The organism is Lactobacillus sp. N54.MGS-719, from assembly GCF_000980505.1.
Classification (GTDB): Bacteria; Bacillota; Bacilli; order Lactobacillales; family Lactobacillaceae; genus Lactobacillus; species Lactobacillus amylovorus.
The window spans coordinates 1-11,710 of the sequence record NZ_LARO01000008.1; the positions used below are offsets into that span (position 1 = coordinate 1).

Here is an 11,710-nt window from a genome sequence, read left to right on the forward strand (position 1 = left end):
TTTAACTCGATTCTCCGGGAGCCATTTCCCGATTAGGCCTGTATTTCAAAATAAAATTGCTTAAAATCGTTGATAACACTTGACTTAGAGTAGAAAAAAGCAGCCCCCAATGGGACTGCTTCCACCAGATAAAGGTTTACTTCTTCAAGCCGTACTTCTTGTTGAACTTTTCGATTCGACCATCTGCTTGAGCAAACTTTTGCTTGCCAGTGTAGAATGGGTGTGAATCTGATGAAACTTCAACACGTACTAATGGGTAAGTCTTACCTTCGTAGTCGATAGTTTCTTCTGGCTTCAAAGTTGAACCAGCTAAGAACTTAGCACCAGTAGCTGAGTCCATGAAAACTACTTTTTGATAATCTGGATGAATACCTTGTTTCATAATTTATTACTCCTTTGCCATGACCGTATTACAGATCATAGATTAATCGATTAACGTAGACTAGAATACCATCTTCAAGTTATTAATTCAAGATATTTTTTCAATAACTACTACTTAATTATTTTGCAGGCAAAAGCTTCATATGACTTAAGAGTAATATCGTTTAAATCATTTCTTTCGTCATAGTTAGCAACCAAAACTTGGTCGATCTGATCAGCTGAATTAAACTTCTGCTCCCTACCAGATAAGTTGGCAACTACTAGCCACTTTTCATCACCTAATACGCGGTAGTATGCAAGGACTGCATCCCCTGTATCAGGAATCAATTCGAAATCACCGTTTACCACAACATCATTTTCATGCCGCAACTTAATCAATTTTTGATAAGTGTAAAAAATTGAATCTGGATCAGCCAATGCTTTTTCTACATTAATATCAACATAGTTAGAATTAGTTGCTAGCCATGGCCTACCATCTGAAAAGCCGGCATTCTTATCATCATTCCATTGCATAGGACGACGAGCATTGTCACGGCCCTTAACATTGATGGCATGAATCAGCTCATCTTTGTCATTGCCTTCAGCTAAACGCTCGTTGTACATATTAATGCTTTCGATATCTTCTACTTCACTAATATCTTTTACCGGACAATTAGTCATGCCGATTTCTTCACCATTAAAGATGTATGGTGTGCCGTGCATCATGTGCAAAACGATGGCAAACATCTTAGCACATTGTACGCGATATTCTTTGTCATTGCCCCAGCGAGAAATTACTCGTGGAATATCATGGTTTTCCCAGAATAAACTGTTCCAAGCATGGTCAAAATCAATCTCAGTTTGCCATTTAACTAAAACTTTCTTCAATTCGCCCAGATCGAGCGGACGCAAATCCCACTTTTCTTTACCTGGTTGTTGGTCTAAAGATTGATTTTCAAATTGGAAGACCATCGATAATTCATGACGTGCAGGATCAGAATATTCTTCCGCAATCTTTGGTGTTGCATTCCAAGTTTCACCAACTGTCATCACATCACGCTTGCCAAAAGTATTCTTGTTCATTTCTTGCAAATATGGATGAAGCATTGGGCCATTTTCACGAATCATCTTGTCGGGATCCTTACCGATCAATTCGATCACGTCCATCCGGAAGCCGCCGATACCCTTATTAAGCCAGAAATTCATCATGTCGTAGATCTTATGGCGCAATTCTGGATTCTTCCAATTTAAATCTGGCTGTTGATCAGCAAAAAAGTGTAAGTAATATTGACCTGTTTTTCCATCAAATTTCCAAGCTGACCCTGAAAAGGCTGACTTTAATTCATTAGGTTCATGACCATCAACTGGATCACGCCAAATATAATAGTCACGATAAGGATTATTTTTACTCTTTCTAGACTCAATAAACCACTTGTGTTGATCTGAAGTATGATTGACTACCAAATCCATAACAATGCGAATATGATGTTCTTTTGCCTTTTTAATCAGTTCATCCATATCAGCCATCGTGCCATATTGCGGATCAATAGCCTCATAATCTGAAATATCATAGCCATTGTCGACGCCAGGTGATTGATAAACTGGTGAAAGCCAAATGGCATCAATCCCTAATTTTTCTAAGTAACCTAATCTTGAAATAATTCCTTGCAAATCCCCAATTCCATCGCCATTGCTGTCTTGGAATGACTTAGGATAAACTTGATATACAACTGCTTTTTTCCACCATGGAGTCATATCGTGTTCCTCTAATTCTAAAAATTTACTTTCTTACTATTAAGATAAAAAAAAATGTAAGCACTTGCAAGAAAATGGTAAACTGTTAACGGTATCAATTTTTATTTGGAGGATTTTTATGTCAGAGCTCCCTTTTAAAGCCGTCGCAGTAGATGTCGATGGTACTTTTGAAAATGATAATAAGGAATACAATCACGAAATGTTTGGCGAAATCTTATATAGATTACACAAACACGGTGCTCATTTCATTATTGCAAGTGGTCGTCCTGCTGGTCGCCTAAATGATGATTTTGGCGACTTTATCGATTCCGTTGACTTTGTAGCAGATAATGGCGCTGTTCTTGTTCGTGATGGAAAAATCATTCGTACTACCTGTTTTTCTAAAAAATGCATTTTAAATCTGATCGATTATTTCCGTTTACGCTACCCTGGAGCTGTTAAGACTTTATTAGTTAGTGGAGTTAAACACTCCTACTTTCTAAAAAGCACCCCACCACCCTTTAAACGTAGCCATCATTACTTTTATCCTAACAGCATTGAAATTGATGACTTCTCTCAAATCCCATCGGATGACCAATATACTAAAGTTACCGTTGATTATCCTAGCAAGGTACGACATGAACTAGAATATGGTTTTAATAGTCGCAGTATGGAGAAGATTCATGTTACCACTAGTGGCTGGAATTATATGGATATTATCCCTCAAGGCGTTAATAAAGCTACTGGATTAAAAGAATTTCTAGCCTACCTTGATGTACCAAGAAGCGAATTAATTGCTTTCGGTGACGGTGAAAATGACATTGAAATGCTTAAACTGGCTGGTTTTAGCTATGCAATGGAAAACGGCCAAGATAGCGTTAAAAAGATTGCCAAGTTTATTGCTCCAAGCAACAACGACAACGGTGTGTTCAAAGTATTAAATAAATACCTAAATGAAGCCAATAACTAAAAAGAGCTGCTGAGAAAAATCCCAACAACTCTTTATTTTTGCTTATTTTTATTTTGGACGATGTGTTCGGCATATGGATCTAATTGATCACGACCACTCTTAACGCCCCAGTAATAGAATAAAAGTGAAACGACAATGATAACGACAAAGTCAAATGGGTACTTGATCCAGTTTTGACCGCCAAAGCCGTTACTGCCGATATAGGACATAAACGACATAAAAATCAAATAGCCAATCATCCACCAGCAATTATGCAACTGCTTCTTTAAATCTGAATGCTGGTAGCGAATTTCATAATAGAAGTAAATTGGCAAACCTAGCGCAATTACCAAGATAACTTGAATCGTTGTTGGCCACATTGACCAATATATTGCCAAACTAGTTAAGACAAAAGCAATTGGTGCTAGCCATGGCATGTAACGTGGCTTAAATGGACGATCAAGATCTGGACGAATTTTTCTTAAAGTCATTACCGTCACTGGACCAGTTAGGTAGGCAATCAAAGTAGAAGCTGTAATTACAGTAGCCAATAGGTTCCAGTTTCTAAATAAGCTAACCAAGATCACGGCCAAAATCAGATCGGTAGCCATTGCGTAACGTGGAATCATGTACTTTTGATTAATTCGTCCTAACCACTTAGGCAAATGACGAGTATGAGTCATAGCGGCTAATGCTCTTGAAGCAGTAGCTACAAAAGCAACTCCTGTACCAAACGGCGAAACAAAAGCATCAAGATAAAGCAAAATCACCAACCAATTGATGCCCATTAAAATTGCTAAATCCGCAAATGGCGAGGTGAAATCAATACCATGCCAACCTACTTTGGCTAGCATGCTTGGCTCCACAGCCCCGATAAATGTAACCTGCAACATAATATAAATTGCAGCCGTAATCAACATAGAGATAAGCACACCACGCACAATATTTTTGCGTGGATTTTTTAATTCTCCACCCATATTGATGATCGTTTGAAAGGCATCATAAGACATAATAATCCCTGAAACTGATGTAGCCTCAAAGATTGAACGTGAGCCATATGGCATAAATTCATGGATATTTGTACCAAAGTTATGTTCATGGAATCCACTACAGATCAACGTCACAATTGTTAAAGTAGGTAACAGAATCTTGAAAATCGAGATTAAATTGGTAAAGTGCGTCATAATTTTTACTGACCAAAAGTTAATCATAGTAAAAATAAGCATAAAGATGAAAACAACGCCGATTCCTTCAAAAGTAATATCGCCATTCTTAATGAAGTTCTTCGTCCAATTAGCCCAACTCCACGGCCATGAACTCATATATTGCACGGCGGCTACGGCTTCCATCGGCACTAATGTAACCAGCGAAATCCAGTTAGCCCAAGCCGCGATAAAACCTAACAGCGGTCCGTGGCTATATTGCGCATACCGGCTCATCCCACCACTTTCAGGAAACATCGAACCTAATTCTACATAGGTTAACGCAATCGCAATAATAATTACTGCACCCAAAATCCATGAAAGAATGGCGGCTGGACCAGCAATCTTTGCGGCTGATCCTGAACCAAACAGCCAACCAGAGCCAATCAATGAATTTAGCGCCAGCATAATGGCAGAAAATAACCCTATTTTATGTCGTTTTAGTTTTTCCAAATCATCACTTATCCTATCCTCACCCCAATATCATACATAGCTCTAAATTGTAACAAAAAAACCCCTAGTTTTCTACTAGGGGTTAGCTACTTTATTCAACTGGATGCTTTTGCGTTAAAGCATGTACTTCATCTTTAATATGCTCAATCGTCTTTTCATCTTTTGGATTAGATAAGATTTCGATAATCAATGAAGCCGTCTTCTTAGCATCATCTTCGTCAAAGCCACGGCTGGTAATTGCTGGTGTACCAATTCTTAAACCACTAGTAACAAAAGGACTACGCTTATCACCCGGAATTGATTCCTTGTTAGTCGTAATGTTAACAGAATCAAGCAAGTTTTGCGCATCCTTACCAGTCAAACCAGTGTCAGTAATATCGATGATCATCAAGTGGTTATCAGTACCACCTGAAACCACCCGAATATTGTCTGATTGAGCAAAAGTTTCGGCCATTGCCTTAGCATTCTTTATTACTTGCTTAATATAATCAGTAAATTGTGGTTGCAAATCCTCATAAAAAGCCTGTGCTTTCCCTGCAATTACATGTTCAAGTGGACCGCCTTGAATGCCTGGGAATAAAGCTGAATTAATTTTTTTACCGATTTTAAGATTATTAGATAAAATCATCCCACCACGTGGACCACGCAAAGTCTTGTGCGTTGTAGTCGTGACCACATCGGCAACCGGAATCGGACTAGGATGTTGACCGGTGGCGACCAAACCAGCAATATGGGCCATATCTACCATAAGATAAGCACCAACTTCATCGGCAATTTCACGGAACTTTTGCCAATCAATAATTCGGCTGTAAGCAGATGCACCAGCTACAATTAATTTTGGCTTAACTTTTAAAGCAGTTTCTCTAATCTGATCAAAATCTAATTCTTCAGTTTTTACATTTAAACCATAGCTATAGGAATGATATTCTTTTCCACTAAAGTTGACTTTAGCTCCATGGGTAAGGTGACCACCGGCATCCATCCCCATACCCAAGATAGTATCGCCTGGTTTTAAAAGTGCCTGATAAACTGCCATATTCGCTTGCGAACCAGAATGAGGTTGAACGTTAGCAAACTTCGCATTGAATAATTTCTTAGCATAATCAATAGCAAGCTGTTCAACCTTATCGATATATTGGCAACCACCATAATAACGTCTACCAGGATAACCTTCGGCATATTTATTGGTTAAAACAGAGCCTTGTGCTTCACGAACGGCATCAGAAACAATATTTTCTGAAGCAATTAGCTCAATGGTATTCTGCTGGCGTTTTTCTTCTTGATGAATTGCATCCCATAATGCGGGTGATTTTTCTGCATATTTCAAGGATTTAGCCCCCTTATTATTTTTATTGAAATTATACTATTAATAAGAATGATTTACTATTCTAGCACTGTCATCAGATAAGCTCGATTGCTACGAGGAAACTCTTTTCTAAAAGCTGCTTGTACAGCATGTCGACAAGTAGATATTTCTTTTAATGAATAATTTTTAGAAAAATGCAAATAACCATTTTCAATTAAAGTTAATTCAGTGCCATTATTTTTAACTGTAATAGAGCGGTCCTTTTTAGCAGTGAGCAGTTTAATTTCACGATATTTACTTTTATCGTTACATATTCTTTTAAGCAAAGTAGTTGCCTGCTTAACAGGAATCAAACGCATACAATTCTTCCTTTCAATTTTTGAAAAGTACTCTTCAAATCCAATAATGGTTGTCATCTACTATATTTTTTCTTACAATAAAACCGTCTGTAAAAATACAGGCGGCTTTATTGTATTATGGGACATCATGCTTAGCTTCACGGAAAGCTAAGCATGTTTTTTACACGCCAAATAATAAAACGCCGTTTTTATAATTCTATGTGTACTAATTAATGAAAAAACGTAAAAAAGCTGCTTTTTGTTAAACTTAAAGGAAATACGATGTCAATTCAAATTAAAGCAATTCATAATCAAATAGATATTAATTTACCCAATGAACCATTTAAAATCTGGGGTCAAATGATTCCTAGTCTAGAAAACGGAAAATGGGATTATACTATTAAAAGATTTGAACAAACTTCAACTCAATGTTTTCCCAATGAAAATTATGATTATGATGATAATGCAATCTACTTAGGTGCTTATGAGGGCGAAAAATGCATTGGCTTAGCTATCTTGCAAAAAGACATGTTCAAGTATCTTTATTTAGATGATCTAAAAGTTAATTCTGCTTACCGTAAACATGGTATTGGTAGCAAACTTATCGCAGCCTGCATGAATGAAGCAAAAAAGAGAAAAATGCAAGGCATCTATACTATCGGGCAAGATAACAACTTATCTGCTTGTCTATTTTATCTAAAAAATGGTTTTGAAATTGGCGGCTTTAACAATCGTAATTACCGTGGCACACCACAAGAAAACAAAAGTGATATCTACTTTTACAAAGATTGTGATGCCAATGCTTAAATTGAAATTTAGTCATAAAGGCTGTAAAGCATTTTTTAAAAAACATCCTCAAGCTAAAAAGTTAGCTCAAACCAAAATTACAACTGCAATTACTAAAGAAGTGCAAACCGGCATGACAAAAGTCAAGGTTGCCACTCAACAGAAAATTAATGGACTTCCCTGCTATGAAATGCGACTAAATTTAGGGAAAATGGGTTCCGTCAGAATTGCTTTCACAGTTTATGATAACCAAGCTCAAATTCATTATCTAACTACTACATTGCAAAAAGACGAATTTAGTAAAGAATTAGAAAAAATTTTGAATTAACGCATTCTTTAGCCTTTCCCCGAATATTTCTTTATTAAGATAAACCTATTCAAGCTGAAAAAGATGATTTATCTAAAATTTTGTGCTATTCTGCTATACATCGAAAGAAAATATGTTTATAATTTTTAGGTTGAATAGGGGTGAAATTTCTGATCATGAAAAGTGTTAATTATACAAAAAAACATCACATGTATTTAATGAATCATGTTAATGGTGATGTTATCGAAGTTAAAATGGACCACAAAGATAAGTCTTTCAAAAAATTAAGACTCTATCGTCAAGACGGTTTAGGAAACTATTATTTGGATCCACACGCACAATTGGAAGATCAGAATGGTTTGGCCACTAAGGAGAACATCGTCAATGCTGGTAAGAAAGTGAGCCAACACATTGCCGATACAAAGAATTGGCACCATAAAGTTCATCCAATCTTTAACGCTGATCATAAGATCATCGACTTTGAGCCTAGAATTGCATTAAAACATTATACGCATATTCAAAATGCTAAGAGATATTTGCGTCACCTTAATAATCATCACGCCGATTTTTTATTCCGGCGTAATAATAAGGGGCGTTTATTAGCACCATGGAATTATGTAAAGGATGTCATCTACGAAGATCGTAACAAAGAAATGGTTCTAGCTCATAAAGTGCACAAATTATCTAAATAATGAGAAAGCTCTCAGCATTGTTTCGATGCCGAGAGCTTTTTTGGTGGTCTATTCCCTTATTCTCCATCACAGCTACAGCAGCTTTAGCATAATCACGTTTGTATTCCTGATTAACTTGATTCCAATTAACATTTTTAAAGTGCTTTTTCTAGACAATCACTTACAACATGTCTATAGTAAACACAAAGAGGCGATTTTATTATGGAAACAAAACAATTCTGTTACAGAAAAGCAAACTTTCAAATTTCTAAAGCCCCAACTTTTGTAGAAGACTCTAGTAAAAAATTAAAGAAAATAAAAAAACAAATCAAACAAAATATTAAGCACATTGATAAAGCACAAGCTAAAATGAATGCTCGACATGAATATAGCATTCTAATTGTATTACAGGGTATGGATGCGGCTGGTAAAGATAGTATGGTTAAGCATATTCTCTCTGGCGTTAACCCTAGCGGCTTTAATGCAGTCAGTTTTAAACAACCAACAGCAGAAGAATTAAATCATGACTATCTTTGGCGGGTTAATCGAGAATTGCCACCACGTGGACATATAGGTGTGTTTAATCGCTCTTACTATGAAGATGTTTTAATTTCACGTGTTCATCCACAGATTATATTGAATGATAATTTGCCAAATATTCATTCTCTAACAGATATCGATGATCATTTCTTTGAGAACCGTTATAAAGATATTCGTAATTATGAAGAATATTTAACGAGAAATGGCTACGTAATTCTTAAATTCTTCCTCCATATTTCTAAAGATGAACAAAAAAGACGTTTTATGGCAAGAATTCAAACACCAAAAAAGAATTGGAAACTATCTTCTTCTGATATTAAAGAACGTCATTATTGGAATAAGTACCAAAGTGTTTATGAAAAAGCCATTAATGCCACAGCAACTGAGAAGAATCCTTGGTATGTCATTCCATCAGATGATAAATGGTACTCACGTTTAATCGTATCTGATATTCTGACTAAGCGATTAGAAAAGTTACCATTAGCTTATCCAACGATGTCTCCAGATCAAGAAAAGGAATTGAATTTAGCTAAGCAATTACTACAGGATGAAGATAAATATTAATGCAATATAAACATACTAACCTAGTGTTGGATCATGAATCGACGGATTCGTGATCTGGCACTTTTTATTTTGTCTAAAATAAAAGGTGAAGATAAAGCAAACAAAGTCTTGTCCCTTTTGGCACACTATTTAGAGATGAAAAGATAGTATCATAACTACAAAAATATATTATTACACTTTTTCCTTGCTCTTTTCTAATTCAAGTAAATACTTCTTATTTTCTATTCCCGCTGCATAGCCGGTTAAACTACCATTTACACCAATCACACGATGACATGGTATTAATATCAAAATAGGATTAGTATGGTTAGCCATGCCAATTGCACGAGCAGCCTTCGGCTTACCCATCATCTGTGCGACTTCACCATAAGTTCTTGTTTCGCCATAAGGAATTTTTTGAAGAGTTTGCCAAACCTGTTCTTGAAAATCAGTCCCTTTAGGTGCTAATGGTAAGTCGAAATTTGTACGTTGACCTGCCAAGTATTCTTTTAGCTCTTGAGCACATTTTTTAACTAATTCGTTGGCATCCTCAGATAGTAATCTATTCTTTTCAACCTCAATAGGCTTAATCGCAATAATTGCTTTATCATTTGCTGTAATTTTGAGAAGACCTATTGGTGTTTCTAATGTCAGGCTATAGTTTTTCAATTCTTCACTTTCTTTTGCTTGGGATGTTCCTGTTAACTTTGCTGACATACATCGACCAGCACAAAAAATAAAAACGCCGCTCAATCTATTAACTTGGGTAAGTTATTGAGTAGGCGCATGTCGAAAATATAACTTTTAGCCACCGCTCTTAAGGCGGGCTGCAAAAAGAGATCTACAGATCTCTTTTTTCTTTACTTAAATTATAACAAATTTACATCTAAAAAGCCCACAAAATTAATTGTGAGCTTTTCTTATATTCATTTCTATTCCCATTCAATAGTGGAAGGTGGCTTACTCGTTACATCGTAAACTACACGGTTAACGTTATCTACTTCGTTAACGATTCTATCTGAAATGTGACCAAGTACGTCCCATGGAATTTTCGCAAAGTCTGCAGTCATACCGTCAATTGAAGTTACGGCACGAATACCAATGGTGTAGTCATAAGTACGACCATCACCCATCACACCAACTGAACGAATTCCTGGCAAAACAGTAAAGTATTGCCAAATCTTTTCTTGCAATCCAGCTTTCTTAATCTCGTCACGCAAAATCGCATCAGATTCACGCACGATCTTCAGCTTAGGTTCAGTAACTTCGCCAAGAACACGAATACCAAGACCTGGACCTGGGAATGGTTGACGCCATACTAAGTCATGTGGAATACCAAGTTTTTCACCAAGTTCACGAACTTCATCCTTGAACAACTTGCGAAGTGGTTCAATAAGTTTAAAGTGCATGTCCTTAGGAAGACCACCTACGTTGTGGTGTGATTTGATAGTTTGAGCAGTATTAGTACCTGACTCAATGACGTCAGTGTACAAAGTACCTTGTGCTAAGAAGTCAACATCCTTAATCTTTTTAGCTTCTTCGTTGAAGACTTCGATAAATTCCTTACCGATGATCTTACGCTTCTTTTCAGGATCAGTTACGCCCTTAAGCTTGTCCAAGAATCTCTTTTGTGCGTTAACACGGATAATGTTAACACCGAGGTCCTTGTTCAAAGCCTTCATAACTTGGTCGCCTTCGTCCTTACGAAGCATCCCGTGATCAACGAAAATAGCAGTCAATTGATTACCAATTGCCTTGTGAAGCAAAGTGGCAGTAACACTTGAGTCAACACCACCAGAAAGACCTAAGATAACCTTCTTGTCACCGACTTCCTTACGGATTTCGCCAATCTTCATGTCGATGAAGTCATCCATCGTCCAGTTAGCTACGGCACCACAAACGTCAAAGGCAAAACGCTTCAAGATGTCCAAACCATATTCTGAGTTACGAACTTCAGCGTGGAATTGGATACCGTAAAACTTCTTGTCTGGGTTATTAATTGCAGCGATTGGACAGTTCTTGCTTGAAGCAGTTACTTCAAAGCCCTTAGGTGCTTGGGTTACTAAGTCACCGTGGCTCATCCAAACGTATTGCTTGCTTGGTAAGCCCTTGAATAAAGCACTGTCTGGATCTTCGACAGTAATGTTTGCTCTACCGTATTCCTTGTTATCAGCAGGTTCAACCTTGCCGCCCAAGTCATAGCTCATCAGTTGCATCCCGTAACAAATACCCAAAATAGGAATACCCAATTTAAAGATTTCAGGATCAACCTTCAAAGCACCATCGTCATAAACACTGTTTGGACCACCTGAGAAAATAATTCCTTTAGGATTCATTTCCTTGATCCTGTCAATTGAAAGATCGTGGGGCAAAAGTTCTGAGTAGATGCCAAAATCACGAATGCGTCGAGTGATTAATTGATTGTATTGACTACCAAAGTCAAGAACAATAATCTTGTCAAAATCGTCTAGATTTTTAGCCACTTGATTCTCCCTCTTTTCAACTACACATTTTTAATCAA

12 protein-coding genes are annotated in these 11,710 nt (G+C 36.9%); 5 read left to right on the forward strand and 7 right to left on the reverse strand.

The window, feature by feature from the left end; all coding sequences use genetic code 11:
• Positions 1-136: 136 nt before the first annotated feature.
• Positions 137-382, reverse strand: coding sequence for a type B 50S ribosomal protein L31 (locus WS44_RS02535; protein ID WP_013437106.1), 246 nt, complete (start codon positions 380-382; stop codon positions 137-139).
• A 110-nt stretch (positions 383-492) separates the two neighbouring features.
• Positions 493-2,115 carry an alpha-glucosidase gene (locus WS44_RS02540; protein ID WP_046432934.1) on the reverse strand — a complete coding sequence of 541 codons (1,623 nt, stop codon included), beginning with the start codon at positions 2,113-2,115 and terminating at the stop codon, positions 493-495.
• Positions 2,116-2,233: 118 nt separating this feature from the next.
• On the opposite strand from WS44_RS02540, the gene WS44_RS02545 reads away from it, so the two are divergent.
• Positions 2,234-3,064 carry a Cof-type HAD-IIB family hydrolase gene (locus WS44_RS02545; RefSeq protein WP_013641452.1) on the forward strand — a complete coding sequence of 277 codons (831 nt, stop codon included), beginning with the start codon at positions 2,234-2,236 and terminating at the stop codon, positions 3,062-3,064.
• Positions 3,065-3,096: 32 nt separating this feature from the next.
• On the opposite strand, the gene WS44_RS02550 is transcribed toward WS44_RS02545, so the two are convergent.
• The 3 genes from WS44_RS02550 to WS44_RS02560 form a co-directional block, all read right to left on the reverse strand.
• A complete protein-coding gene (locus tag WS44_RS02550) occupies positions 3,097-4,698 on the reverse strand; it encodes an APC family permease (RefSeq protein WP_046432937.1) in 1,602 nt (533 codons plus the stop codon).
• A gap of 91 nt (positions 4,699-4,789) precedes the next feature.
• Complete coding sequence (gene glyA, locus WS44_RS02555) at positions 4,790-6,025, reverse strand: serine hydroxymethyltransferase (RefSeq protein WP_046432939.1); 1,236 nt, start codon at positions 6,023-6,025, stop codon at positions 4,790-4,792.
• 56 nt (positions 6,026-6,081) lie between these two features.
• Complete coding sequence (locus tag WS44_RS02560) at positions 6,082-6,363, reverse strand: hypothetical protein (RefSeq protein WP_013437102.1); 282 nt, start codon at positions 6,361-6,363, stop codon at positions 6,082-6,084.
• Between the two features lie 261 nt (positions 6,364-6,624).
• On the opposite strand from WS44_RS02560, the gene WS44_RS02565 reads away from it, so the two are divergent.
• From WS44_RS02565 to WS44_RS02580, 4 genes are all read left to right on the forward strand, one after another.
• Positions 6,625-7,149 (forward strand): GNAT family N-acetyltransferase, encoded by a 525-nt coding sequence (locus WS44_RS02565; protein ID WP_013437101.1) that lies wholly within the window; start codon positions 6,625-6,627, stop codon positions 7,147-7,149.
• Positions 7,136-7,456 (forward strand): hypothetical protein, encoded by a 321-nt coding sequence (locus WS44_RS02570; RefSeq protein WP_046432941.1) that lies wholly within the window; start codon positions 7,136-7,138, stop codon positions 7,454-7,456. Before WS44_RS02565 ends, WS44_RS02570 begins: the two co-directional genes overlap by 14 nt.
• Positions 7,457-7,611: 155 nt before the next feature.
• Positions 7,612-8,127, forward strand: a complete 516-nt coding sequence (locus WS44_RS02575) for a hypothetical protein (protein WP_046432943.1) — start codon at positions 7,612-7,614, stop codon at positions 8,125-8,127.
• A 201-nt stretch (positions 8,128-8,328) separates the two neighbouring features.
• Positions 8,329-9,210: a phosphate--nucleotide phosphotransferase gene (locus WS44_RS02580; protein ID WP_046432945.1), complete on the forward strand. Its 882-nt coding sequence runs from the start codon at positions 8,329-8,331 to the stop codon at positions 9,208-9,210.
• Positions 9,211-9,381: 171 nt separating this feature from the next.
• On the opposite strand, the gene WS44_RS02585 is transcribed toward WS44_RS02580, so the two are convergent.
• Both WS44_RS02585 and guaA read right to left on the reverse strand, forming a co-directional pair.
• The gene (locus tag WS44_RS02585) at positions 9,382-9,906 is read right to left on the reverse strand and encodes a methylated-DNA--[protein]-cysteine S-methyltransferase (RefSeq protein ID WP_013437097.1); all 525 of its coding nucleotides are present in this window, start codon (positions 9,904-9,906) and stop codon (positions 9,382-9,384) included.
• 215 nt (positions 9,907-10,121) lie between these two features.
• A complete protein-coding gene (guaA, locus tag WS44_RS02590) occupies positions 10,122-11,672 on the reverse strand; it encodes a glutamine-hydrolyzing GMP synthase (RefSeq protein WP_046432946.1) in 1,551 nt (516 codons plus the stop codon).
• Between the last annotated feature and the right edge of the window lie 38 nt (positions 11,673-11,710).